This is a genomic window from Thioalkalivibrio halophilus, assembly GCF_001995255.1.
Taxonomy (GTDB): domain Bacteria; phylum Pseudomonadota; class Gammaproteobacteria; order Ectothiorhodospirales; family Ectothiorhodospiraceae; genus Thioalkalivibrio; species Thioalkalivibrio halophilus.
Genome location: NZ_MUZR01000063.1, coordinates 160 through 25,944 on the forward strand (window position 1 = coordinate 160; position 25,785 = coordinate 25,944).

A 25,785-nucleotide genomic window follows, 5' to 3' on the forward strand; every position below is an offset into this window, starting at 1 on the left:
CGCCACCGGCGCGCTGTTGGCCGCCGGGATCTCCAGCAGGACCACGTGCCCGTCGGGGTGAGCGATGGCACGGAACGAGAAAGCGATACTCGGCTGCAGCCGCTGGGCAAGCCATAGCTGGAACTCCTGACTGCCGACTTTGTGGTTATCCGGATCGAAAGCCGTGCCCACCACGGCGTGGGTTGCATCGTCGATGCCCCACACCATGTAGCCGCAATCCTGGCCCTCAAGGCGGGCTGCATTCGAGATCGCCGAACAACGCTTGCCGATCGACTGCGGCTCGATGTTGTCTCTCTTGAACTCCAACCAGGGCAACTCGTTCGACTGCGAACGAAGCTCCTCGATCAGATCGATATCGCGTGAATCGGCCATCACACGTCCTCCTGTCCCGGCGGCCCGTTGTGCACGCCGTAGCGCAGCTTCTCATGGACAGCGCGATTGGCGTCGCAGAGCGTCTTGCTGCCAGCGATCGCCGCTGCCTGATCCAGCTCGCGCAGGGCGCGTTGGCCGACACTGCTCATTTCGGATCCTCGTCGTCCGGCCCCGGCTCGCGTACAGCGGATGGCGGGGCGGAGCCCCCCGACTCATACGCCTCCGCGCTGCCAATCTGCTCCGGGGCCAGCCGGACCATCTGACCGTCGCGCCAGACGACCGCGTACTGTCCCAACCGACGCTTGCGCTCCAGGGCCTTGGCCACCGCCTTCCGCAAGGCCATCAGCGCCTTCGATTCATGATCTTGCTCAGTCGCCATGGTTGAAAGTCTCCTTGACTGGCACGGTTCATAACCCGTTGTTATTAAGGGCCTTTCTGGCCTCAAATGTCGTAATGGTGCGACGCAAGCCTCAGCCGGATGGAATCCGCCGGCTTCCAGACCTGTAATTGTCGGTGTCTCATCCGCCTTAGCGGAAGGAGCATCCGAAGCCCTTCGGCAGCAATGCCGCGGGGCTCCAGCCGTTCAAGCCAACTTGAATCGATGAAACAACCCAAAGTCGTTCATCACGATTTCCGTTTAAGTTCATTTGGGAGAAACACATCTATTTCATCATCTGAAAAAGTCATCTCCTCCAGCGCTTTAAGCCCCTTTTGTGCTTCTCTATACGCCTTGAAGTTCGTACTGGGTGATCCTTCATACGCGGAATGCAAATCCTCCATAATCGCGTCCCTTCTACTTCGGATATCTGCAAGAGACAGATCCCCAACACGCAGGTCTGTCAGCAGTGACAGATACCTCTCCCTGATGATCCACAGCTCAGATCCTGCATGCCGGTGCTTCTGAGCGATCTCACCGAGATCGTAGTCTTTCGTGTATGAGTTTATCCCCAGAAGTATCGTGGAAATCACGACACTGACCCCAGACCCCCAGTGCCCGGTCCCAAAAAAGGTTGATATCACGCCACCAGTAATCATGGCTGAGAGGGCAATCTGCGCCATTTTTATACGGCCGTTTCTGCGCAGCAGCATGTCAGCGCACTTCTCATGGGTTTTATGGGAATAGACGACTCGCCCATAGCATTCCCGAATTTGCCCTTCTAGAAGCTCTACTTCTCTATTCATTGGCGCCAGCCTCAGCAACAATGGGAACATGAAGGCGATCTTTGGCAACGACGACCCCGTCCTTAACGCAGTAGCACTCGACGACATGATCCCCGCGAAAATCCGTTGTTTCTTCCTTCTGCATCTGCCCAGCATCTTCTTTAATCTGGCCGCGAATGCAATTTCTCCTGCGCGCCTCATCACCTCTGTTTAGAACCTTCCAGTAAATCTCGTATGGCTCTCTTACAGATATTTCGGTTACATAAAAGCGCAGAGATTTCTTTGCCATCAAAGGAATTTTTCGCATGAGCATAGTTCTGAGGAAAAACTCACGAAATCCATTCTGCTTCACCTCGCAGTCAATTCTCAGAGAGCCGGAAATATCGACTGCGTACCTATCCTCAATGAACTCCTCGGTATTATCCCAAGACGCTTGAACAGCTTCATCAAGCGCTTTCTGGGTATCGACTGTGGCCGCCGGAAATGGCCTGCCATAGACTTTCTTCCATTTCCCATTGACGCCCCTCTGGCCTTCGGCTTCAATGGCCTTCAAGCAGAGCTTGTACGCCTTTTTCGCCTTGCGCTGAAACTTCTTCTTTACTTTTACCCGCTGCCGGCTTCCAGGCGCTCCGTATTCGCTCTGCTCGGGCAGATCGGACAAAAATTTGAAGAAGTCTCGGCTAAGCCAGTCGTAGTAAGCGTAGCCTCTACTGTCATATTCTGTGGTTTGATCAAGAAACTTGTACGCCAGCGTGTCAATGAGAAGTCCTCCCATTGCCACACCGTGTTGATTTCTCCAGGCCCTGGCCATTTTGCACAACCGACGGAGGTTGGCATTTTTGGCGGAATCCATCTCAGAAACGGCTTCCATCTCCTCCCTGGGCTTGGTGAATTTCCAGCTTCCACCGTTTTTCGTATCCGGATAAAGATAGCTCCGGTCGGTCTGCTCAAAAACGGGTTGAACCTCGATGTGGAAGTTCGTATAGGTCACCGTCACCACCAAACGGTCCACCCTCACATTCGTTGATGGATAGCGGCTCAGAATCGCGGACTTGGTATCTTGGAGCAGCTTGAGCTGCTTTCCGTCTTTGTAATCATCCCATTTTCCCTTCGGCATGATGTAGAGCATATCCAGGTCAGATATGCCGTTGATGCCCGTCTTCCTCCCGAAAGAACCCACCTGGAGGGTGTTCGCCGTCTTGGAGTCAGTGTCCCGGAATTGCCTATTTAACGCAGACGTAAGCTCTCCATAGCGGAAACTGATTGTGTCCGTGTTTGTAATCGCCAAATTCGAAACGAACCCGGAGAACATTTCAGAAACTGTCATACCAGCCTAGTCCTCCCGGTCAGTAACTGCTGCATCATGCCCTGTTTGGTCTGGCGGGCCTTGTTGCGGCGGCGTTCCAGCGCTTCGATTTCGGTGTCCATATCGGAGAGAACGTTGGCGATGGCGGTTTGTTCGTTGACGCTCGGCAGCCTAACCTCGAAATTCTTCAGTACCTTCCAATCAGCCCTGGGCATGTGCGTGCCGTAGGAAATGCTTGCCGATTCGTTGAAACGATCAGTTTGAACGATGCCAAGCAGGAAGCCACTCGCCGCTTGGCTAGAATCAACCATCAAGGGCCAAATTTCAGTTGTACAGATCCCATCCTGCTCGGCGAGCCAATATTTCCGGAGATATGAACGGAGCCTTCCAAACAGAACATCACCTGCGCGAAACTGGTATTTGGACGCTGTTGAGTACTTTGCCGTTGAAGAGCTCAATAGTCGGCCATCCCCTTGCCCTATGTGCTCGAGTTCGATGCACGGGGTGTCCGGGTGTACGGACGAGGGCATTACTTTCTGGTTCCGGATCGAAACAAACTCCCCCAACCGCTTCGTCTCCCACTCGCCGGTGAAGCCGGGCAGGCGGGTCTGGCCGGTGAGGAGTTGTTGCATGGCGGCCTGTTTGATGGCGCGCTTTTTGGCGAGCAGGCGGTCGAGGGATTCGATCAGCGCGTCCGCGTCCGATAGGGCGGTGGCAATGGCGCGTTGTTCTTGTTCTGCAGGATAAGGAAGCGCAACTGATGAGAGCGCAGAGGCACTAATATGAACGACAGCGTCGCCTTGTCCTTTGCTGGCCTTCTGGCGCGTAATCAGCGGCGCATTGAGAAGATAACCCAAAAATTCAGGGACTCCCTCATGCGGGCTCAGAATGACAATGTCGCCCCCCGCGTAAGCCTCTGCCTCACCTACAAATGCGACAGCCTTCCCAATCTCTTCTTTCGTCTCGCCTGATCCAGCAAAAAGCAAGTCACCGTATTTAAGGGGCTTACTTGAATTTGCGACTTCGCGGGAAATTCGACTTGAACACCTTCGCACCACATCATTGTGATGTGTATAAATTTCACCATAGCGAATGCAGGGAATTTCACCGCTCATGGCCTCGTCTCTTTTAATCCCTTGGCCCTTGGAGAAGGTTCCGAGGTCACCCAAGCGTATTAATTCCCAATCCTCCGGAATTACTCCTACCTCTGTCCGCTTATACCCGTGCGGCACGTCCTCAGCAGTCGCGACATCAGGCTCCACCGAATAGACGGCCGACCCATCCCGCACGGCCTGCTCTTCCACCGCCTCGCTGCGCTCAGCCATCGACCCGCACCCCCATCTGTTCCAGGTGGCCGGTGACTTTGGCGGCCAGTGCTTCCACCTCGCGCTCGATGGCCGGCAGGGGTTCGGCGTAGCGCTCTTCCAGCTCGCGCACGCGGCCGGCGAGCTGGTTGGTGATGCGCTCGACTTCCGATTCGATGGCGGCACGGATGTCGGCCAGCCCTTTATCGTCCACGGCAAGCTGTTTGATCTCCTCCTCGGTGAGCTCGGCGTAGCGGGCCAGTACGGCCTGGTCGAGTTCCGTCTGGGCGTCCTTGACGGCCTTTTTGGCAGCCGCCTCATTGTCCATGAGTTTCTTGCACTGCTTGAGGGCGGCGATTTCGTCCTCGGCCTCGGGCTCGCCCTTTAGGGCCTTGAGGCGCTTGGGGATCTCGGTCTTGGTGACCTTGCCCTTGTCGTTCTTGACCTCGCTCAGGGGGTCTTCCTCGCCGTCGTGCTCCTCGATGAATTCCTCCAGCTCGCGGCTGGCCGTCTCGTACTCGGCCTGGAGCTCGTCGAGCCGGCCCTGTTCGTCGGCAAAATAGCGGGCAATGACCAGCGCGGGCGGAATCAGATCCAGCTTGTATTTCTTGGCCTTTTTGCCGCTGCCGATGGTCAGATCCGGCTCTTCCTTGATCTTGCGCTCCTTGTTCTCGATCACACCCCGGGGCCGGGCCGCTTCGACCCAGCCCTCGGCGGCGATGAGGTAGACATCGTCCTGCATGACATCCGCCCAGTAGTCCATCAGGCGCTGGTAGACGGCGTAGCGGTCCAGCAGGGGCACATCGGTGAAGCGTTGCAGCAGGTCCTCGGACAGGCCGTGGATCACATCGCGGGGCTTGTCGCCCGCTTGCAGGGCGTAAAGGTCCGGGCGATGGGCCGCTTGCCAGTCTTCGGTAATGCCGGCCACACGCTCGGCGAAGGCCGTGAAGGCGGGGTGGCCCAGCACCGTGGCCTTCACTTCGCGGGCGTCGACCCGAGGCTCGAGGTAGCCGGGCCGGCCGTTATCGCGAAACAGCGCCTCGCGCAGGCCGGGCAGCACGGACCAGTAAGGCTCCAGCGCGTCCACGTCGCGCTCGGGGATGCCGCCGTTCAGGTGGGCGTAGAGGTCGTGCAGGTCCTCCGCCTCACCGGCGTCAATGTAGCGCGGGATGTTGAGGTTGTAGTCGTTGGCCTCAGAGGCGATCTCGGCCACGGGCACACGGCGGGCATAGCCGGGCAGTTCGCGCTGGTAGTTGAACATGTCCACGATCTTGTGGATATCGCGCGAGCGCAGGCGGTTCTTGTTGCCGTCCTTCATGAACTCGCGGCTGGCGTCGATCATGAAGATGTGCTCGCGCTGGCCAGCCTGTTCCTTGTCGATGACCAGGATACAGGCGGGGATGCCGGTACCGTAGAACAGGTTGGCCGGCAGGCCGATGATGCCCTTGATCAGCCCGCGCCGGATCAGGTTGCGGCGGATGTCGGCCTCCTTGTGGCCGCGGAAGAGCACGCCGTGGGGCAGGATGATGGCGCCCTTGCCGGTGGACTTGAGCGACTTGATCAGATGCAGCAGGAAGGCGTAGTCGCCGTTCTTGGCCGGCGGGATGCCGTACTCGAAGCGGCCGAACGCGTCGTTGGCCGGGTCCAGGCCGTTGGTCCAGGACTTGGCGGAGAACGGCGGATTGGCGACGGCGTAGTCGAAGGTCTTGAGGCTGCCGTCTGCGTTCTTGAAATAGGGGCGCGAGAGGGTGTTGTCCCGCCACAGCTCCGCCGTGGGGTAGTCGTGCAGGATCATGTTCATCCTAGCCAGCGCCCAGGTGGCGTTGTCGTTCTCCTGACCGTAGATACTCATACCCTGCGGCGCCTCGTAGGCGGCGCGCAGCAGCAGGGAGCCGGACCCGCAGGTCGGGTCATACAGGGTCTCGTCCTGACGGGTATCCGGGCCGATACCCACCACCTGCGCGATCACCCGCGAGACCTCGGCCGGGGTGTAGAACTGGCCCTTGCTCTTGCCGGACTCGGTGGCAAAGTGGCGCATCAGGTATTCGTAAGCGTCACCCAACAGGTCGTCGCCGTCGGCACGGTTGGCGCCCAGATCGAGCTGCTCGAAGATGGCCACCAGCTTCGACAGCCGGTCTTGCATGTCCTTGCCCGAGCCCAGCTTGGTCTCGTCGTTGAAATCCGCCTGATCGATGACGCCCTTGAGGTCATTGGCCTCGGCGAGTCGGCCGATGATCTTGTTGATCTTGTCACCGATCTCCTTGTCGCCCTTCAGCGCCACCATGTCGGCGAAGCTGCCGCCCTCGGGGACCTCGATCAGCGAGTCCTTCTTGTCGCTGACATACTTCATGAACAGCAGCGTCAGTACGTAGTCCTTGTACTGCGAAGCGTCCATCCCGCCGCGCAGTTCGTCGCAGGACTGCCAGAGGGAGGAGTAGAGCTCGGATTTCTTGATTGCCATGGATTAACTGTTTTCTCTTTTCGCAGTCAGTGCTTGGTTTCAGGGTGAAAGCGGAAGCTCATTGAGATTGCCCGTCCCGGATCTTCGCGAACACTTCTTCTCCGGGAACGGCCTCCACATCACCGGAACGAAATTCCTTCAATCGCTCCTGCGCCACCGAAGCCCATTTTTCATCGATCCGGGATTCGGGGGGGTTGAGACTGCGAAGAAGCGAATCGACCACCAGCGCACGCTCTTCCACTGGGAGTGCCTCGGCTTCATCAATAAGGTCCTTGATCCTCATTGGCCACCTCTCACATGGATCCTGTTACTACCCAGCACCAGCCATCAGCCGCGCGAGGCACGACCGTCAGCTGAACCGCCTTTCTAATCGACATCGGGTTCCCCCGGACGGTACTTCACCAGAATACTACGCGACGCGGGCCTACCCCCGCGCGTCGCGTTCCCAGTTCATGCAGCGGCGCACGGCTTCCTTCCAGCCGTGGTACTGGCGGTCGCGGGTGGCAGCGTCCAGCTGCGGCTCGAACACGCGTTCGATACGGCTCAGCGCGCGCAGATCATCGCGGCTCCACAGGCCGGTGGCCAGACCGGCCAGACCGGCGGCGCCCAGGGCGGTGCTCTCGGTGATGGCCGGGCGCTCCACCCGCACCCCGAGCTGGTCGGCCTGAAACTGCACCATCAGCTCGTTGGCCACCGCGCCGCCGTCCACCCGCAGGGTCTGCAGGGCCAGACCGGAATCGGCCTGCATGGCCTCGATCACGTCGCGGGTCTGGTAGGCCAGGGCATCCAGCGTCGCGCGCGTCACGTGCTCCTTGCGCGTGCCCCGGGTCAGGCCGAAGATCGCCCCGCGCGCATGCGGATCCCAGTACGGCGCCCCCAGCCCGGCGAAGGCCGGCACCACGTAGACCCCGCCGGCGTCCTCCACCCGGCTCGCGAAGTACTCCGACTCCGCGGCCGTATCGATCAGGTGCATCTCGTCGCGCAGCCACTGCACGGCGGCCCCGGCGATGAAGATGGAGCCCTCCAGGGCGTATTCCACCTGCCCGTCCAGGCCCCAGGCGATGGTGGTCAGCAGGCCGTGTTCCGAGGTCACCGGGCGGGTGCCGGTGTTCATCAGCAGGAAACAGCCGGTGCCGTAGGTGTTCTTGGCCATGCCCGGCTCGAAACAGGCCTGGCCGAACAGGGCCGCGTGCTGGTCCCCGGCCATGCCGGCCACCGGCACCCGCGCGCCGCCGAACATCTCCGTGCCGGTGTGGCCCAGTACCTCGCTGGAGGACACCACCTCGGGCAGCATGGCGCGCGGGATGTCCAGCGCTTTCAGCAGGGTGTCGTCCCACTGCAGGCGGTGGATGTCGAACAGCATGGTGCGCGAGGCGTTGGTCACGTCGGTGACGTGGCGCTCGCCGCGCGTGAGGTTCCACACCAGCCAGCTGTCCATGGTGCCGAACAGCAGGTCGCCGTTGCGGGCCTTCTCGCGCGCGCCGTCCACGTGATCGAGGATCCAGCGGATCTTGGTACCGGAGAAATAGGCGTCCGGCAGCAGCCCGGTGGTCGCGCGGATATGGCCTTCCAGACCCTCGTCGCGCAGGCGGTCGCAGAGATCCGCGGTACGCCGGTCCTGCCACACGATGGCCGGATGGATCGGGCGGCCGCTGTGACGATCCCATACCAGCGTGGTCTCGCGCTGGTTGGTGATGCCGATGGCCGCCAGCTGCGCGGGCTTGATGCCATTGCGCTCCAGCGCCTCGCGCGCCACGCCGATCTGGGTGCCCCAGATCTCCATCGCGTCATGCTCCACCCAGCCGGAGTGCGGGTAGGACTGGGCGAACTCTTTCTGCGCGACCCCGGCGATACCGCCCTCCAGATCGAACAGGATGGCCCGGCAGCTGGTGGTGCCCTGGTCCAGGGCGAGGATGTATCCGTTGGCCATGATGTCCTCCCGCTTGATCCGCCTCGCCCCGAGTTTCAGGCGAGCGCGTCCGCATCCGCAAACTGCAGCGCCGCCAGCCGTGCATACAGCCCGCCCTGCGCCAGCAGTTCGGCATGGGTGCCCTCGCCGACCACGCGGCCGCCGTCCAGCACGACGATCCAGTCCGCCGACTGCACGGTGGCCAGCCGGTGGGCAATGGTCAGCACGGTGCGCGCGTGCCGCACCTCTTCCAGCGCCGCCTGCACCTCGCGTTCGCTTTCGGCGTCCAGCGCGCTGGTGGCCTCGTCCAGCAGCAGCACGGCCGGCTTGCGCAGCAGGGCGCGGGCCAGCGCCAGACGCGCCCGCTGGCCGCCGGACAGGCGCACGCCGCGCTCGCCCAGCGCGGTGTCCCAGCCTTCCGGCAGCGCCTCGATGAACCCCCGCGCATGCGCCGCCTCCGCGGCCGCCTGCAGCGCCGCGTCGGACGCATCCGGCACGCCGTAGGCCACGTTTTCGCGCACGGTCCCGGAGAACAGCACCGGCTCCTGCGGCACCACCGCGATGTGCCGGCGCAGTTCGTCCGGCCGCAGGCGGCGCAGGTCGTGCCCGTCGAGCCGGATACAGCCCGCATCCGGGTCATGAAACCGCAGCAGCAGCCGGAACAGGGTCGACTTGCCGGACCCCGACGGTCCCACCAGCGCCACCGACTCGCCCGGGCGTACCCGCAGGGAGACCCCGTCCAGTGCCGGCGGCTGCGGGCGCGTCGGATAGGCGAAGACCACGTCCTCCAGCGCGATCTCGCCGCGCACCGGGTCCGCCAGGGCTTCGGGGTGTCGTGGCCAGGGCGGCCCGGAACGGACCTCCGCGAGTTCCAGCAGGCGCTCCGCGGCCCCGGCCGCCCGCAGCAGTTCATTGGTCACCTCGCTGAGCGCGGCGATCGAACCCGCCACCAGGGCCGCGTAGAACAGGAACGCGGCCAGCTCGCCCGGGGTCATCATCCCGTCCAGCACGCGGTGGCCACCGATCCACAGGACCCCGGCGATCAGGCCGAACATCAAAAGCATCACCGCAGCGGCCAGCAGTGCGCCGGTGGCGGCCCGGCGCGTGGCCATGCCGAAGGCGGCTTCCACCGCCGAGGCATGCCGGCCGCGTTCGGCGTCTTCCCGGCCGTGGGCCTGGACCGTCTCGATCGCGTACAGGGTCTCGTCAGTGCGCGCGCCCACGTCCGCGACCCGGTCCTGGGTCCGGCGCGACAGCCGCCGCACCCGCCGACCGAGCAGCCACACCGGCACGGCCACCGCCGGCAGGCCGGCCACCAGCAGGGCCGCCAGCGGCGGGCTGGACAGGAACATCAGCACCAGCCCGCCAACGATCAGCAGCAGGTTGCGCGCGGCAATGGTCAGGGTCGTGCCGACCACGGTCTGGATCAGCGTCGCGTCGGCCGTCAGGCGCGAGATCACCTCGCCGGTGCGGGTCTGCTCGAAAAACGCCGGATCCAGCCGGATCACATTGGCGAAAACCGCGCGGCGCAGATCGGCCACCACCCGTTCCCCGAGCCACGTCACCAGATAGATGCGCGCACCCACGCCGATGGCCATCACCGTCACCACCACCAGCAGCAGCACCAGCGCGCGGTTGAGCCCGGCGGGGTCCTCGGGACCCAGGCCAGCGTCCACCAGCAGGCGCAGCACCCCGCCGAAGGCCAGGATCGCCCCCGAGCCCACCACCAGCGCCACCAGCCCGAACACGATCCGCCGCCGGTACGGCCGCAGGAATGCGAGCAGCGGCATCAGGACCCGCAGGTTGCGGGCCGCGGGGCGCGGGGTGTCGGCGTCGTCCCAGTTCATGCCGGCTGCCGGCGGTGGGGGAATGCGGGTGCGGAGAGGGTCATCCGCCGGCTGCGACGAATTCGACGGTGTTCCCGTCAGGATCGCGCACAAAGGCCGCGGGACGCCCGGAACGGCTGCGCTGCGCGGGGAAACCCGCCGCCTCCAGCCGTGCCAGCAGGGCCTCCAGCCCGTCCACCGCCAGGGCCAGATGGCGGTCGCGGCCCCCGGCGACCCCGCGCTCCACCGGATCCGGGTTGGGCACACCCAGCAGATGCAGGGCGCGCCCGTCACCCAGATCGAACCAGCGCCCGGGGAACCCGAGATCCGGGCGCGGCAACGGCGCCAGCCCGAGCAGATCCCCGTAGAACGCGGCCGAGCGCTCCGGTTCCGCCACCACCACGCTCACGTGGTGCACCCCGCGCACCACGCCGTCGCTCATGCGACCGCCCCGTCTCCCGGGGTCTGCAGCAGCACCACGGTCTGCGCGGCGAGACCCTCCTCGCGGCCGGTATAGCCCAGCCGCTCGGTGGTGGTGGCCTTCACGTTGACCGCGTCCGCCGGCAACCCGGTGTCCGCGGCGATGTTGGCGCGCATGGCCTCCACATGCGGGCCCATGCGCGGACGCTGCGCGATGATGGTGGCGTCGATGTTCACCGGGACCCAGCCCGCCGCGCGCACCCGGCGCAGGGTCTCTTCCAGCAGGTCGCGGCTGTCGGCACCGGAGAACGCCGGATCGCTGTCGGGAAAGTGGCGGCCGATGTCGCCCAGACCGGCCGCCCCCAGCAGGGCATCGCACAGCGCGTGCAGCAGCACGTCACCGTCGGAGTGGGCGCGCACGCCGTAATCGAACGGGATCCGCACCCCGCCGACCACCACGTGATCCCCCGCCTCATAGGCGTGTACATCGAAACCCTGGCCCACACGCATCGCCGTCATCCCCGATACCCTCCGTCGAGCCGGCCCTGTTCCAGCAAGTATAGACGGGCCAGTTCGAGGTCCTCGGCGCGCGTAATCTTGATGTTCATCAGCGAGCCCTCCACCAGCCGCGGCCGCAGTCCCGCCCATTCGATCGCGCTGGCCTCGTCGGTCACCGGGTGTCCGGCGGCACGCGCACGGGCGTTGACGTCGCGCAGCGTGCCCAGGCGGAACATCTGCGGGGTCAGGGCCCGCCACACCCGCTCGCGATCGAGGGTGGATTCCACCCGACCATCGGCGTCCGCCCACTTGATGGTATCGGTGGACGGGGCCGCCAGCACCCCCCCCACGGGATCGTCGCGCAGCTCGTCCAGCATGCGGTCGAGATCGTCCGGCGGCAGGCACGGGCGCGCGGCGTCGTGCACCAGCACCCAGTCCTCGGGGCCGGCGCGTTCCTCGAGGAAGTCCAGGCCGTTCTGCACGGAGTCGGCCCGCTCGTCGCCGCCGGCCACGCGGAACAGACGCCCGCCGGCCAGCGGCAGGTCGAGCGCGTCCGGGTCCACGTCCGGGCCCAGCACCAGGATCACGCCGCGAATCCGCGGATGCTCCAGAAAGATCGACAGGGTATGGGCCAGCACGCTGCGCGGCCCCAGGGTGAGGAACTGTTTGGGACGATCCGTCCCCATGCGACGACCAATCCCGGCTGCGGGGATCAGCGCCCAGAAGACTCCCGAACCTTCGGGGGAGTCGGCATCACTCATCGAACGGATCCTCCACGATCGTCGTGTCCTCCTCGAAATGCTCCGGCGCGGCCCCGGTGGACGCGTCCTCGGGCATCAGCCCCGGGACTTCGCCCGGGGCTTCGTCTTCTTCATCCACGATGAAGAAAAAGGTCTCGTCCTCGCGAATCATGCCCAGGTCGCGCCGGGCGCGTTCTTCCACCGCCGCGGAGCCCTCGCGCAGATCGCGGACCTCGGCCTCCAGCGCCCGGTTGCGTTCGCGCAGGCGCTGATTTTCCGCTTCCTGCATGGCCGTCTCGCTGCGCAGTTCGCGGACATCCGGCCAGCCGCCCTCGCCGAACCACAACGGCCACTGCAGCGCCAGCACGAGCAGCACCAGACCGCCCGGCAGCAGCCAGCGCATCGCTCAGGCCTCCGGCCGGGACACCCCGGTTCCCCGGAGTCAGGGCCGGACCCGGAAGGCGTCCATGCCCGGGTAGCGGGCCTGCCCGCCGAGATGCTCCTCGATCCGCATGAGCTGGTTGTACTTGGCCACGCGATCGGAACGCGACAGCGAGCCGGTCTTGATCTGCCCGGCGCCGGTGGCCACGGCCAGATCGGCGATGGTCACGTCCTCGGTCTCGCCCGAGCGGTGCGAGATCACCGAGGTGTAACCCGCCTCGCGCGCCATCTCGATCGCCTGCAGGGTCTCGGTCACGGTGCCGATCTGGTTCAGCTTGATCAGGATGGAGTTGGCCACGCCGCGGTCGATGCCCTCGCGCAGGATTTGCGTGTTGGTCACGAACAGATCGTCGCCCACCAGCTGCACGCGCTCACCCAGACGCTCGGTCAGGATCTTCCAGCCCTCCCAGTCGTCTTCGGCCAGCCCGTCCTCGATGCTGAGGATGGGGTACTGATCGACCCAGTGCGCGAGGTAGTCGCAGAATTCCTCGGCATTGAACGACTTGCCCTCGGAATCCAGGTGGTAGCGGCCATCGCGGTAGAACTCGGAGGCGGCGCAGTCGAGGCCCAGCCAGATGTCGCGCCCGGCCTTGAACCCGGCCTGATGGATCGCCTCGAGGATGGTCTCCACCGCGGCCGAGTTGGACTCCAGGTTGGGCGCGAACCCGCCCTCGTCGCCCACGCCGGTGCCCAGACCGCGCTGGTTGAGCACCTTCTTCAGCGCGTGAAAGACCTCGGCACCGTAGCGCACCGCTTCACGCACGCTGGGGGCACCCACCGGCAGGATCATGAACTCCTGCATGTCGACGCTGTTGTCGGCATGCTCACCGCCGTTGACGATGTTCATCATCGGCACCGGCAGCAGATGCGCATCCGGCCCGCCGACCGTCTCGAACAGCGGGCGTTCGGCATCGGCCGCGCGGGCATGCGCCACGGCCATGGACACCGCCAGCAGGGCGTTGGCGCCCAGGCGCGACTTGTTCTCGGTACCGTCCAGCTCCAGCATGCGCTGGTCGACCGCGGTCTGGTCGGCCTCCATGCCGCGCAGGGTGTCACGGATCTCGCCGTTCACATGGCCCACCGCCTTCTCCACGCCCTTGCCGCCATAGCGGGCCGCGGCGTCGCGCAGTTCCAGGGCCTCGCGCGCCCCGGTGGAAGCCCCCGACGGCACCGACGCCCGCCCGGTCGCACCGGAGGCCAGGACGACGTCGGCTTCCACCGTCGGGTTGCCGCGGGAATCGATGATCTCGCGCGCGTGGATCTCGGCAATCTGGGACATGCTCGTACTCTCTCCTTGACTCGTTCGATTCGGGGCCGGCCGCCCCCGGGTCACCCCGGGGTCAGCCCAGGCCGTATTCGGCTTCCGCCAGCGGACGCGACTTGGTCGCCTCGTCCAGCGCCTTCAGGGTTTCCAGCAGCTCGCGCATGCGCGGCAGCGGCCAGGCATTGGGACCATCCGACAGCGCGTTCGCCGGATCGGGGTGGGTCTCCATGAACAGCCCGGAGATACCGCTGGCCACGGCCGCACGCGCCAGCACCGGCACGTATTCGCGCTGCCCGCCGGAGCTGGCACCCTGCCCGCCCGGCTGCTGCACCGAGTGGGTGGCGTCGAACACCACCGGGGCGCCGGTGCGGCGCATGTCGGCCAGGCCGCGCATGTCGGAGATCAGGGTGTTGTAGCCGAAGGACACCCCGCGCTCGCAGACCATCACCGACTCGTTGCCGGCCTCGCGCGCCTTGTCCACCACGTTGCCCATGTCCCAGGGGGCCATGAACTGGCCCTTCTTGATGTTCACCGGGAGCCCCTGACGGGCCACGTTCTGGATGAAATTGGTCTGGCGGCACAAAAACGCCGGGGTCTGCAGCACGTCCACCACCGCGGCGACCTCCGCCAGCGGGGTGTCCTCGTGCACGTCGGTCAGCACCGGCACGCCCATGCGCTCGCGCACCGTTTCAAGGATACGCAGCCCTTCCTCCATGCCCGGCCCGCGATAGCTGCGGGTGGAGGACCGGTTGGCCTTGTCGAAGGACGACTTGTAGACGAACGGGATCCCCAGTTCGCCCGTGATTTCGGCGAGCTGCCCTGCGGTTTCCTCGGCCATGGCCTCCGATTCGATCACGCAGGGACCGGCAATCAGGAAGAACGGCCGGTCCAGGCCCACGGAGAAACCGCACAGTTCCATCAACCCGCCCTCAATCGGTCAGCGCCGCGCCGACATCCGGCGCGCGCTCGTTCTGGTAGTCCCGCGCCGCACGGACGAAGCCGGCGAACAGCGGGTGTCCGTCGCGCGGCGTGGAGGTGAACTCGGGGTGGAACTGACAGCCGACGAACCACGGATGTTCCGGAAGCTCCACCGCCTCCACCAGTTCCCCGGACTCGGACAGCCCGGAGATCACCAGACCGGCCTGCTCCAGACGCGCGCGGTAGGCGTTGTTGAATTCGTAACGGTGGCGGTGGCGCTCCTCGATGCGGCTGGTGCCGTAGGCCGCGGCGATGTGCGAGCCCTCGGTCAGGCAGGCGGTCTGCGCACCCAGGCGCATGGTGCCGCCGAGATCGCTTTCGGCATCCCGATGTTCGATCCGCCCCTCGCGGTCCTGCCATTCGGTGATCAGTGCGATTACCGGATGCGGAGTATCGGGCGCGAACTCGGTGGAATGTGCCCCGTTGAGGCCGGCCACGTTGCGGGCGTATTCGATCACCGCCACCTGCATGCCGAGGCAGATGCCCAGATAGGGGATACCCTCCTCGCGCGCATGGCGAACCGCCTCGATCTTGCCCTCGACCCCGCGCTCGCCGAAGCCGCCCGGCACCAGGATCGCGTCCAGCCCTTCCAGCTCGGCGCGTGCCTCGGGGGTGTCGCCCTCCAGCTTTTCCGAATCCAGGTAGCGGATGCGCACCCGGGTGCCGACCTCGATGCCCGCATGGGTCAGGGCCTCGTTGACCGACTTGTAGGACTCGGTTAGTTCGACATACTTGCCGACCATACCGACCGTGACCTCCGATTCAGGGAACTCCATGGCGTTGACCACGTGCTTCCAGTCGGACAGGTCGGCGACCGGCAGATCCTCGATGTGCAGCTTGCGCAGCACGATCTCGTCGAGCTTCTGCGAATGCAGCCACAGCGGAATCTTGTAGATGTTGTCGACGTCCACCGCAGAGATGACCGCCTTTTCCTCGACGTTGGTGAACAGCGCCATCTTGCGCCGTTCCCCTTCGGGGATCGCCTGACTCGAGCGGCACAGCAGGATGTCCGGCTGGATGCCGATGGAACGCAGTTCCTTGACCGAATGCTGGGTCGGCTTGGTCTTGATCTCGCCGGCGGCGTCGATATAGGGGACCAGGGTCAGGTGCATGAACAGCGCGTTGTCGCGCCCCAGCTCCACGCCCATCTGACGGATCGCCTCGAGGAACGGCAGGGACTCGATGTCGCCCACCGTGCCGCCGATCTCGATCAGTGCGATGTCGGCGTCATCCGCCCCTTCGCGGATCGAGCGCTTGATCTCGTCGGTGATGTGCGGAATGACCTGCACCGTGCCGCCCAGATAGTCGCCGCGACGTTCCTTGCGGATTACGTTCTCGTAGATCTGGCCGGTGGTGAAATTGTTGTGCCGCGAGGTGCGGATGCGCACGAAGCGCTCGTAGTGCCCGAGATCCAGGTCGGTCTCGGCCCCGTCATGGGTAACGAACACCTCGCCATGCTGGAACGGACTCATGGTCCCCGGATCGACGTTGATGTAGGGGTCCAGCTTCATCAGCGTGACCTTCAGGCCACGCGCCTCGAGGATCGCCCCCAGGGAGGCGGATGCAATACCTTTGCCCAGAGACGAAACCACGCCTCCGGTGATAAAAACGAATCGCGTCATGCGGGAAACCTGGCCGGGACCGACGGGGGTCAAAATGCCCGCAAAGGGTACCAGACCCCCCGTTTCCGCTCAATCGCGAACGCGCTCCGCGAAGGGCCTTCGGGCCCGTCATGGCGGGCCTGAGGCGCCCCGCCCCGGCTCCACCACCGGCGCCGTATTCCGACAACGCAAACCGGGTCACGCGGTCGAATCCGCTCCCGGCCCCCGCGGCCACAGCACCGCCCGCACGGTCCCGCCCGGCGGACGCAGCAGCGGGATACGCGCACGCCGCCACGGCGGAATGCCGCGCTCCTGCATCAGCGACTTCAGCCGCCGGTGCCGACCGCCCGCCGCCACCCGCTCGCCGCCCCGGCGGAACACCACCTCCACCGCCCCGGCCAGCAGCGGATCGGCGAAGGCGGGATGCTCGCGCGTCAGCACCCGCCCATCGGGCAGACGCAGGCGCTGCTGGTCGGCCGGCCACGGAATCGGCGACGCGGGCTCCGTCTCCGGCGGATCCAGATACAGCGCATCGCGGTAGCGCCGCAGGCAGCCCTCGTCCCAGTCCAGCCGCGGCTGGCGATCCCCGTCCGCCTCCAGGGCCTGACGCAGGAATTCCGCCAGCCGCCGGTGGCCCGGCGGGCGCAGGCCGTGTTCCCGGATCCAGTGCCGCAGAAGGGCGCTCCGGCGCCCCGGTTCCAGCGGCCGCAGGACGGACAGCGGCAGAACTTCGCCGGCCCCGGCGCCCGCCAGCTGGCGCGCCAGATCGGCGTCCTCCCCGCCCGCCACCTCGGCCTGCCAGCGAGCGGACCGCGCCAGCCCGGCCGAGGCCGCAAAACGTTCATTGAGCCGCGGCAGGATCTCGCGGCGCAGGAAGTTGCGGTCGAACCCCGGATCGGCGTTGGTGGGATCCTCCACCCAGGTGAGCCCGTCCATCCATGCCCGCCCCGCCACGGCTGCATCCGCCACGTCCAGCAGCGGGCGCGCCAGCCAGCCCTCGCCTTCGCGGCGCCACGGGACCATGCCGCGCAGTCCGTGTGGTCCGCTGCCGCGCAGGGCCGCGAGCAGGAAGGTCTCGGCCTGGTCCCCGGCATGATGCGCGGTGACCACCACCCCGGTCGGCCCCAGGTCCTCGCGCAGCAACGCATAGCGGGCATGTCGCGCCGCGGCCTCCACGCCTTGCTCGCGGGTATCCAGCTCGCGCACCACCCGGTGCACGAAGCGCAGGCCCATAGACCGCGCCACGCCCCGACAATGCTCCGACTGCGCCCCGGACTGCACATGCAGCCCGTGGTCCACGTGCCAGACCTCGGGACCGGGAGTATCCGCTGCCCGACAGGCCGCGCTCAGGGCGTGCAGCAGGACGCTGGAGTCACGCCCGCCACTGAAGGCAACGCGCAGGGGGCCGCCCGCGGGACACTCCTCGAGGAACCGCCGCAACGCGACGTCGACGGGGTCAGGCGCCGGCTTCCTGGAAGGCACCGTAGTCCATCAGCCGGCGGTAACGCCGTTCCAGGCGCTTGCCCGGGTCCAGCCGCTCCAGCCCGCCCAGGGTCTCGGCCAGCGCCGCACGCAGATGCTCGGTCATGGTCTCCGGATCGCGGTGGGCGCCGCCCAGCGGTTCGTCGATCACCCGGTCGATCAGCCCCAGGTCCTTCAGCCGGCCGGAGGTGATCCCCAGCGCCTCGGCGGCCTCGGCGGCCTTCTCCGAGCTCTTCCACAGGATGGAGGCGCAGCCTTCCGGCGAGATCACCGAATAGGTCGAGTACTGCAGCATGAGCGTCGCGTCGCCCACGCCGATCGCCAGCGCACCGCCGGAGCCGCCCTCGCCGATCACCGTGGCGATGATCGGGGTGTCCAGCCGCGCCATCACCCGCAGGTTGCGCGCGATCGCCTCGCTCTGGCCGCGTTCCTCCGCCCCCACGCCGGGATAGGCGCCCGGGGTGTCGATGAAGGTGAACACCGGCATGCGGAAGCGCTCGGCCATCTCCATCAGGCGCAGGGCCTTGCGATAGCCCTCCGGACGCGGCATGCCGAAATTGCGCTGCACCTTGTCCCGGGTCTGGCGCCCCTTCTGGTGGCCGATGATCATCACCGGCCGCCCGTCGAAGCGGGCGATGCCGCCGACGATCGCGGGATCATCGGCATAGGCGCGGTCGCCGTGCAGTTCCTCGAATTCCTCGAACAGCGCCGGGATGTAGTCGAGCAGATACGGACGCCGGGGATGACGTGACAGCTGGGCAATCTGCCAGGGCGTGAGCTTGGCAAAGATGCTTTCGGTCAGCGACTGGCACTTGTCCTGCAGCCGCTGGACCTCTTCCTGGATGTTGACCTCGGTGTCGTCGCCCACGTACTGCAGGTCGCGGATGCGGGCCTCCAGCTCGGCGATCGGCTGTTCGAAGTCGAGAAATTCCGGGTTCATGCAAGGATTCCAGTCAGTCACGTTCGGGGTGGCGAGTGTAACGAATCGGCGCGATCTACGCTGGCCGCCTGCGGGCCCCGCCGGCCGGGGCCTAGCCCCGCTGGTAGAGCAGCCGCGCCTCGCAGGACGGCCCCAGGGTCTGCTGGATGCCGCGCAGCAGGGTCTCGTTCGGCAGGACCCGCCATTCTTCCGGCACCTTCAGCTCCGCCTCCATGCCGTCGCGGCGATAGCGCAGGCGCAGCGGGCAGCCGGACGGGGCACCCTCTTCGCCCCCCTCCGGCGTCCCGCCACTGCCATTGCCGTTGCCGCGCCCGGCCGGCCGGTGCTCCTGCAGCAGGCCGTGCAGCCCCGCGATCTGCTCCGCCCGGACCTCGCGCAGGTCCAGACACAGCGCGCGTGCCCATTGCGCGCGCGCCTCGTCCAGGGTCAGGACCCGGCGCGCGCGCATGCGCACCCCGCCGGCGTAGTCGTCCAGGGTCACCGTACCCTCGGCCACCAGCAGGGTGTCCGGCTCCAGGCGCTCACGATACTGGTTGAAATCGTCGTTGAAGAGCACCAGCTCGGCGCGCCCGCTGCGGTCGTCCAGGGTTGCCACGCCCATGCGCCCGCTGTTGGTGTTGCGCACCCGCACGCCCACCACCAGCCCGGCGATGCGCACGGTCTCCTGGCGTCCGCGCCCGCGGTTCTCGCCCTCGTCGGGGCGCTGTTCCAGCTTCGCCTCCAGCTCGGCCAGGCTCGTGCCGGTCAGTTCGCGCAGCTCCCCGCGATAACGTTCCACCGGATGCCCGGTGAGATACAGCCCGAGGGTCTCCTTCTCCCCGCGCAGCCGGTCGTCGTCCTCCATCTCCGGCTGCGTCTCGCTCTCCGGCACCACCGCGGCCGCCGGGTCGCCGAACAGGTCCACCACGCCCAGGCTGGCGTTGCGTTCGGTCTGTTCCGCCGCGGCCACCGCGGTGGGGATGTCGGCCAGCAGGGTCGCACGGTTGGCACCGAGGGAATCCAGCGCACCGGCCCGCACCAGGGTCTCCAGCACACGCTTGTTGAGCTTGCCCAGATCCACCCGCTGGCACAGATCCACCAGCCCGTGGAACGGCCCGCCCTCGTTGCGTGCCTTCAGCAGGGTCTCGATCGCGGACTCGCCGACGCCCTTGATCGCCCCCAGCCCGTACACCACCGTGCGCGCGTCCTGCACGGTAAAGCGGTAGTCCGACTGGTTCACGTCCGGCGGGAGCACCGCCAGCTCCATGCTGCGGCATTCCTCGATCAGACCGACCACCTTGTCGGTGTTGTCCATGTCCGCCGACAGCACCGCCGCCATGAACGGCGCCGGGTAATGGGCCTTGAGCCAGGCGGTCTGGTAGGCCACCAGGGCATAGGCCGCGGAGTGCGACTTGTTGAAGCCGTAGCCGGCGAACTTCTCCACCAGGTCGAAGATGTAGGTGGCGGTGTGCTCCTCCACCCCGCGTTCCACCGCACCATTGACGAAGATCTCGCGCTGCTTGGCCATCTCCTCGGGCTTCTTCTTGCCCATCGCGCGGCGCAGCAGGTCCGCACCGCCCAGGGTGTAGCCGGCCAGCACCTGGGCGATCTGCATCACCTGCTCCTGGTACAGGATCACGCCGTAGGTCGGCTTGAGCACCGGCTCCAGATCCGGGTGCGGGTATTCCACCTCGGAGCGCCCGTGCTTGCGGTCGATGAAGTCGTCCACCATGCCCGACTGCAACGGACCCGGCCGGTACAATGCCACCAGCGCGATGATGTCCTCGAAGGAATCCGGCTGCAGGCGCCGGATGAGATCCTTCATGCCGCCGGATTCCAGCTGGAACACTGCCGTGGTCTGGTAGTTCTTCAACAGGCGGAACGACTCCGGATCATCCAGCGGGACACCCTCCAGGTCGATCTCGATCTCCGGGTCCATGCGCCGCAGGTTCTGCACCGCCCAGTCGATGATGGTCAACGTGCGCAGGCCGAGGAAGTCGAACTTGACCAGGCCCACCGCTTCGACGTCGTCCTTGTCGAAGTGGGTGACCAGCGAGCCGCCGTCGTCTTCACAGTACAGCGGGGAGAAGTCGGTCAGGGCCGACGGCGCAATCACCACCCCGCCGGCATGCTTGCCGGCGTTGCGGGTCAGGCCTTCCAGTTTCATCGCCAGATCAATGATCGCGCGGACCTCCTCGTCCTCGTCGTACTGCGCCTTGAGGTCCTCGCTCTCGGCCAGGGCCTTTTCCAGGGTCATGCCCAGTTCGAACGGGATCAGCTTGGCGATGCGATCGACGAAACCGTAGCCATGCCCCAGCACGCGCCCGACGTCGCGTACCACGGCCTTGGCCGCCATGGTGCCGTGGGTGATGATCTGCGAGACCTTGTCACGGCCGTAGCGCTCGGCGACGTATTCGATCACGTCGTCGCGTTTCTCCATGCAGAAGTCGACGTCGAAGTCGGGCATGGAGACGCGTTCGGGATTGAGAAAGCGCTCGAACAGAAGCTCGTAACGCAATGGATCCAGGTCGGTAATGCCCAGCACGTAGGCCACCAGCGAGCCGGCACCGGAACCGCGCCCGGGCCCCACGGGAATCCCGTTGTCCTTGGCCCACTGGATGAAGTCGGCCACGATCAGGAAGTAGCCGGGGAAACCCATCTGGCAGATCACGTCCAGCTCGCGCGTCAGCCGTGCCTCGTAGTCCGCGGTCTCGGCGAACTGGAAGCGCTCCAGGCGTGCGCGCAGCCCCTGATCGGAGATCTCGCGCAGATGCTGCTCCACCGTGCGCCCCTCGGGCACCGGAAAATCCGGCAGCACCGACTCCCCGAGGGTCAGGCGCACGCTGCAGCGCCGGGCGATGGCCACGCTGTTGGCCAGGGCCTCGGGGATATCGTCGAACAGCGCGGCCATCTCCTGTGGCGTGCGCAGGTACTGTTGCTCGGAGTAGCGCCGCGGCCGGCGCGCGTCGTCCAGGGTGTGGCCGTCGTGGATGCACACCCGCGCCTCGTGGGCCTCGAAATCCTCGCTGCCGAGAAAACGCACGTCGTTGGTCGCGACCACCGGAAGCCCGTGGCTCTCGGCCGCGCCGATCGCGGCCTCGATCCAGGCCTCCTCGCCCGGCCGCCCGGTGCGCGTGAGCTCCAGGTAGAAGCGCCCGGGGAAACGCTCCAGCCACGGGCGCAGTACGGGTTCGGCGAGGGCCTGCGCGACCCCGCTGCCACTGACGAACAGCCCGTCGATGGTCCCGGACAGGGCGATCAGCCCCTCCGCCGCGCCGCCGTCGAGCCACGCGCAGTCGATCCGCGGCACGCCTTTCTCCTGGCCTTCCTGCCAGGCGCGCGAGATCAGCCGGGTCAGGTTGCGATAGCCGGCATCGTTCTGCGCCAGCAGGGTCATGCGCGCCGGGGTGGCATCGGCGCGCGCGTCGCGCACCAGCACGTCGGCCCCCACGATCGGCTGCACGCCGGCGCCGATCGCCGCCTTGTAGAACTTCACCAGCCCGAACAGGTTGCAGTGGTCGGTGACCGCCACCGCCGGCATGCCGGCCGCGGCNNCTCGCTGGCGGCCGCCAGCGCCCGCGCCACCGGACCATAGCTGCGCCGATGCTCGGGGCACGGCCCGTGCTGTTCCAGCGCCGCCCGGTGCGCGGCGGTGGGATAACCCGCATGCCGGTCGAAGCCGTATTCCGGCCACTGCTCGTGCAGCGCGCGCAGTTCACCGTCGCGTGCCACCTTGGCGATCACCGAGGCGGCACTGATGGCCGCGACGCTGCCATCACCGCCGACCCGGGCCTCGGCGGTCCAGGGACCCTCGGGGGTGAAGCGCCCGTCCACCAGCAGATGTGCCGGGGCCGGATCCAGGGCCTGCACCGCCCGCTGCATGGCCAACAGGGTCGCGCGATGGATGTTCAGGCGATCGATCTCGCCCGCCTCGGCGCGCCCCAGGGCCCAGGCCAGGGCGCCATCGCGGATCTGCTCGTCCAGGGCTTCGCGCCGGCGCGCCGTCAGTTTCTTGGAATCGGTCAGACCGGGGGCATGGAAGCCCTCCGGCAGGATCACGGCCGCAGCCACCACCGGCCCGGCCAGCGGTCCGCGGCCCACCTCGTCGACGCCCGCGACCCGCCCTGTACCGCCTGCAATCCCGCTCATGAAGCCGCTCCCGCCGTTCGCGCGCAATCCCCCGGCCCATGGCCCGCACGCCACCCGGGGGATCCGTTACAATAGCGCCGAAATCCTAGCACAGCCCCCTCCGGACCGAGCATCCCGACCATGTCTCAGAATCCCCTGCGCTGCGCCGCCATTGGTGTTGGCCACCTCGGCCGCTGGCATGCGGCGAAATACGCGGCCCTCCCCGATACCGAACTGGTGGCGGTGGCCGATGCCGACCCCGAAACCGCCCGGCGCGTCGCCGAAGAACACGGCTGCGCCGCCGAAACCGACCACCGCGCGCTGATCGGCCGGGTGGACGCGGTCTCCATCGCCGCGCCCACCACCCTGCACTACGCGATCGCCCGCGACTTCCTCGACGCCGGCTGCCACGTATTGGTGGAAAAGCCCATCACCGCCACCCTGGACGAAGCCGAGGCACTCAACCGCCTCGCCGAGGAGCGCGGCGTGGTACTGCAGGTCGGGCATCTGGAGCGTTTCAACGCCGCCCTGCGCCAGCTGGCCGAGAATCCGCTGCACCCGCGTTTCATCGAGTCGCACCGGCTGGCGCCGTACAAGCCGCGCGCCACCGACGTCTCGGTGGTGCTGGACCTGATGATCCACGACATCGACATCATCCTGGCGCTGGTCGACTCACCACTGGCCGAGATCCGTGCTTCCGGCGCCCGGGTCCTGACCGGCGACATCGACATCGCCAATGCGCGCCTGGAGTTCGAGAACGGCTGCGTGGCCAACGTCACCTCCAGCCGCATCAGCACCAAATCCGAGCGGCGCATGCGCATCTTCCAGTCGCATGCCTATGCCTCGGTAGACTTCCAGAACCGGATTCTGTCGTTCAACCACCTGGGCGACGTCGATCCCGAGACCGGCGCGCCCGAGATCCACCGCGACGAGCGCGTATTCGACGAAGCCGATGCGCTGCTGGCCGAGATCCGCGCCTTCGTCGCCGCCGCGCGCGGCCAGGCCCCGGTGCTGGTCAGCGGCCGCGACGGCCAGCGCGCGCTGGAGACCGCCAGCCGCATCACCGAACTGGTGCAGGCCAATCTCAACGTGATGGGCCGCGCCGACGGCCCGCACTCGTCCCTTTGATTTCTCCATTCCCGAAAACGGCAACAGGAGCCCGCCCGTGATCCCCATGGTCGACCTGCAGCGTCAGTACCAGACGCTGCGCACCGAGATCGATGCCGCCCTGCAGGAAGTCCTCACCGGCGCCCGTTTCATCCTCGGACCCAACGTCCAGGCCCTGGAAGAGGAGCTGGCCGACTACCTCGGCGTGGAACACGCCATCACCTGCGCATCCGGCACCGACGCCCTGCAGCTGGCCCTGCATGCCGCGGGCATCGGTCCGGGCGACGAGGTTATCACCACGCCCTTCACCTTCATCGCCACCGCCGAGGCGATCCGTTACCTGGGCGCCGAGCCGGTATTCGTGGACATCGACCCGCGGACCTTCAATCTGGATCCGGAGCAGATCGAGCCGGCCATCAGCCCGCGTACCCGCGCCATCCTCCCGGTGCATCTGTTCGGCCAGCCGGCCGACCTGCCGCGCATCCGCGAGATCGCCGAGCGCCACAAGCTGATGGTGATCGAGGACTGCGCGCAGTCCTTCGGCGCCAGCATCGACGGCGCGCAGACCGGCTCCACCACCGCGTTCGGGGCATTCAGCTTCTTCCCCAGCAAGAACCTCGGCGCGTTCGGCGACGGCGGACTGGTCACCACCTCCTGCCCGTCCTCGGCCGAGGCCCTGCGCCGCCTGCGCAACCACGGCTCCAGCCAGCGCTACTACCACGACGAGATCGGCTACAACTCGCGCCTGGACGAGATGCAGGCCGCCATCCTGCGCTGCAAACTGCCGCACATCGACCACTACAACGCCGAGCGCCGGCGCGTGGCCGCACGCTACAGCGAGGGCCTCAAAGGCTTGCCGCTGGAGACCCCGCACGAGGACGGCATCGGCCTGCACGTCTACCACCAGTACACCCTGCTGACCGATCACCGCGACGCGCTGATGCCTGCCCTGACCGAGGACGGCATCGCCAACGCGATCTACTACCCGGTGCCGCTGCACCAGCAGAAGGCGTTCGCAGAGCCCGACGGCGAGCCCGAATCCCTGCCGGTGACCGAATCGGTGGCCGCGCGCTGCCTGTCCCTGCCGATCTTCCCCGAACTGGAAGACGCGCAGGTCGACCGCATCGTCGAACGGATCCGTGTTTCCCTGACATGACCCGCGAGGTGGTCGTCTGCGCCGGCGAGAGCTCCGGCGATGCCCTGGGGGCGGGGCTGGTGCGGGAACTCGCCGGCCACGCGGACGACCTGCATTTCTCCGGGATGGGCGGCGAACGCATGCGCGCCGCCGGCGTGGACACCCGCATCGACGTGGAAGAACTGGCGGTGGTCGGGCTGGTCGACGTACTGGTCAACTACCCCCGCCTGCGGCGGCTGTTCCGCCGCATGTGCGACCATCTCGAGACCACCCGCCCCGCGCTGCTGGTGCTGGTCGACTACGTCGAATTCAACCTGCGCCTGGCCGCGCACGCCAAACGCCTGGGCATCCCGGTGCTGTTCTACGTCAGCCCCCAGCTGTGGGCCTGGCGCAGCGGCCGCATCCGCCGCATCCGCCGCTACGTGGATGCCATGGCCGTGCTGTTCCCGTTCGAGACCGCCATCTACGAACGCGCCGGCGTGCCGGTACGCTACGTCGGCAACCCCCTCGTTGACCACGTGCAGGCGCCGGAACCACCCCTGCGCGAACGCCTGGGCGTCGCACCGGACACCCGCGTAATCGGCCTGCTGCCGGGCAGTCGCGGCGGCGAGCTCAAGCGCCACTGGCCCCTGCTGCTGGAAACCGCCCGCCGCCTGCACCATCGACATCCGGATCTGCGCTTCGCGGTGACACCGCCCCCGGTGTCACCGCGAAGCGCAGATCCGGATGTCGA

The 25,785-nt window shown here is 66.6% G+C and carries 24 protein-coding genes; 3 read left to right on the top strand and 21 right to left on the bottom strand.

Annotation, left to right across the window (positions count from 1 at the left end; all coding sequences use genetic code 11):
* The 21 genes from B1A74_RS12770 to rnhB form a co-directional block, all read right to left on the bottom strand.
* The coding region (locus tag B1A74_RS12770; RefSeq protein WP_208856001.1) for an AlbA family DNA-binding domain-containing protein at positions 1 to 372 on the bottom strand (372 nt) is incomplete at its 3' end.
* Positions 372 to 521: a hypothetical protein gene (locus tag B1A74_RS14265; RefSeq protein ID WP_158076029.1), complete on the bottom strand. Its 150-nt coding sequence runs from the start codon at positions 519 to 521 to the stop codon at positions 372 to 374. The genes B1A74_RS14265 and B1A74_RS12770, both read right to left, overlap by 1 nt.
* Positions 518 to 751, bottom strand: a complete 234-nt coding sequence (locus tag B1A74_RS12775) for a hypothetical protein (RefSeq protein WP_077244850.1) — start codon at positions 749 to 751, stop codon at positions 518 to 520. The genes B1A74_RS14265 and B1A74_RS12775 overlap by 4 nt, the downstream gene beginning before the upstream one ends.
* A 245-nt stretch (positions 752 to 996) precedes the next feature.
* Positions 997 to 1,584, bottom strand: coding sequence for an SLATT domain-containing protein (locus B1A74_RS12780; RefSeq protein WP_341853167.1), 588 nt, complete (start codon positions 1,582 to 1,584; stop codon positions 997 to 999).
* Entirely contained in the window at positions 1,547 to 2,860 is a 1,314-nt protein-coding gene (locus B1A74_RS12785; RefSeq protein WP_077244852.1) for a nucleotide-binding domain-containing protein, read from the bottom strand. The genes B1A74_RS12780 and B1A74_RS12785 overlap by 38 nt, the downstream gene beginning before the upstream one ends.
* A complete protein-coding gene (locus B1A74_RS12790; protein WP_077244853.1) occupies positions 2,857 to 4,164 on the bottom strand; it encodes a restriction endonuclease subunit S in 1,308 nt (435 codons plus the stop codon). Before B1A74_RS12790 ends, B1A74_RS12785 begins: the two co-directional genes overlap by 4 nt.
* Positions 4,157 to 6,604: a type I restriction-modification system subunit M gene (locus B1A74_RS12795; protein ID WP_077244854.1), complete on the bottom strand. Its 2,448-nt coding sequence runs from the start codon at positions 6,602 to 6,604 to the stop codon at positions 4,157 to 4,159. The genes B1A74_RS12790 and B1A74_RS12795 overlap by 8 nt, the downstream gene beginning before the upstream one ends.
* 58 nt (positions 6,605 to 6,662) lie before the next feature.
* Positions 6,663 to 6,887, bottom strand: a complete 225-nt coding sequence (locus B1A74_RS12800) for an addiction module protein (protein ID WP_077244855.1) — start codon at positions 6,885 to 6,887, stop codon at positions 6,663 to 6,665.
* A 141-nt stretch (positions 6,888 to 7,028) separates the two neighbouring features.
* Positions 7,029 to 8,534, bottom strand: coding sequence for a glycerol kinase GlpK (gene glpK, locus B1A74_RS12805; protein ID WP_077244856.1), 1,506 nt, complete (start codon positions 8,532 to 8,534; stop codon positions 7,029 to 7,031).
* 35 nt (positions 8,535 to 8,569) lie between these two features.
* Entirely contained in the window at positions 8,570 to 10,360 is a 1,791-nt protein-coding gene (locus B1A74_RS12810; RefSeq protein WP_077244857.1) for an ABC transporter transmembrane domain-containing protein, read from the bottom strand.
* 40 nt (positions 10,361 to 10,400) lie between these two features.
* Positions 10,401 to 10,781, bottom strand: coding sequence for a VOC family protein (locus B1A74_RS12815; RefSeq protein ID WP_018947821.1), 381 nt, complete (start codon positions 10,779 to 10,781; stop codon positions 10,401 to 10,403).
* Positions 10,778 to 11,278 carry a 2-C-methyl-D-erythritol 2,4-cyclodiphosphate synthase gene (ispF, locus tag B1A74_RS12820; RefSeq protein ID WP_024329394.1) on the bottom strand — a complete coding sequence of 167 codons (501 nt, stop codon included), beginning with the start codon at positions 11,276 to 11,278 and terminating at the stop codon, positions 10,778 to 10,780. Before ispF ends, B1A74_RS12815 begins: the two co-directional genes overlap by 4 nt.
* Complete coding sequence (gene ispD / locus B1A74_RS12825) at positions 11,275 to 12,018, bottom strand: 2-C-methyl-D-erythritol 4-phosphate cytidylyltransferase (RefSeq protein ID WP_026332900.1); 744 nt, start codon at positions 12,016 to 12,018, stop codon at positions 11,275 to 11,277. Before ispD ends, ispF begins: the two co-directional genes overlap by 4 nt.
* Positions 12,011 to 12,400 (bottom strand): cell division protein FtsB, encoded by a 390-nt coding sequence (gene ftsB / locus B1A74_RS12830; protein WP_018947818.1) that lies wholly within the window; start codon positions 12,398 to 12,400, stop codon positions 12,011 to 12,013. The genes ispD and ftsB overlap by 8 nt, the downstream gene beginning before the upstream one ends.
* A gap of 39 nt (positions 12,401 to 12,439) precedes the next feature.
* A complete protein-coding gene (gene eno / locus B1A74_RS12835; RefSeq protein WP_018947817.1) occupies positions 12,440 to 13,717 on the bottom strand; it encodes a phosphopyruvate hydratase in 1,278 nt (425 codons plus the stop codon).
* Positions 13,718 to 13,778: 61 nt separating this feature from the next.
* On the bottom strand, positions 13,779 to 14,621 hold the full coding sequence (kdsA, locus tag B1A74_RS12840) for a 3-deoxy-8-phosphooctulonate synthase (protein WP_018947816.1): 843 nt from the start codon (positions 14,619 to 14,621) through the stop codon (positions 13,779 to 13,781).
* Positions 14,622 to 14,631: 10 nt separating this feature from the next.
* Complete coding sequence (locus tag B1A74_RS12845) at positions 14,632 to 16,302, bottom strand: CTP synthase (protein WP_077244858.1); 1,671 nt, start codon at positions 16,300 to 16,302, stop codon at positions 14,632 to 14,634.
* A gap of 177 nt (positions 16,303 to 16,479) precedes the next feature.
* Positions 16,480 to 17,763 carry a tRNA lysidine(34) synthetase TilS gene (tilS, locus tag B1A74_RS12850; RefSeq protein WP_077244859.1) on the bottom strand — a complete coding sequence of 428 codons (1,284 nt, stop codon included), beginning with the start codon at positions 17,761 to 17,763 and terminating at the stop codon, positions 16,480 to 16,482.
* Positions 17,738 to 18,703: an acetyl-CoA carboxylase carboxyltransferase subunit alpha gene (locus B1A74_RS12855; protein ID WP_077244860.1), complete on the bottom strand. Its 966-nt coding sequence runs from the start codon at positions 18,701 to 18,703 to the stop codon at positions 17,738 to 17,740. Before B1A74_RS12855 ends, tilS begins: the two co-directional genes overlap by 26 nt.
* 91 nt (positions 18,704 to 18,794) lie before the next feature.
* On the bottom strand, positions 18,795 to 22,223 hold the full coding sequence (gene dnaE / locus B1A74_RS12860; protein WP_244269221.1) for a DNA polymerase III subunit alpha: 3,429 nt from the start codon (positions 22,221 to 22,223) through the stop codon (positions 18,795 to 18,797).
* Complete coding sequence (gene rnhB, locus B1A74_RS12865) at positions 22,175 to 22,831, bottom strand: ribonuclease HII (protein ID WP_244269222.1); 657 nt, start codon at positions 22,829 to 22,831, stop codon at positions 22,175 to 22,177. Before rnhB ends, dnaE begins: the two co-directional genes overlap by 49 nt.
* A gap of 120 nt (positions 22,832 to 22,951) precedes the next feature.
* Between rnhB and B1A74_RS12870 the strand changes: the two genes are divergently transcribed.
* The 3 genes from B1A74_RS12870 to lpxB all read left to right on the top strand — a co-directional run.
* Positions 22,952 to 23,938, top strand: a complete 987-nt coding sequence (locus B1A74_RS12870) for a Gfo/Idh/MocA family protein (protein ID WP_018947810.1) — start codon at positions 22,952 to 22,954, stop codon at positions 23,936 to 23,938.
* 37 nt (positions 23,939 to 23,975) lie between these two features.
* Complete coding sequence (locus tag B1A74_RS12875; protein ID WP_018947809.1) at positions 23,976 to 25,073, top strand: DegT/DnrJ/EryC1/StrS family aminotransferase; 1,098 nt, start codon at positions 23,976 to 23,978, stop codon at positions 25,071 to 25,073.
* Positions 25,070 to 25,785, top strand: a 716-nt coding sequence (gene lpxB, locus B1A74_RS12880) for a lipid-A-disaccharide synthase (protein WP_077244861.1), incomplete at its 3' end; no start/stop codon positions are given. The genes B1A74_RS12875 and lpxB, both read left to right, overlap by 4 nt.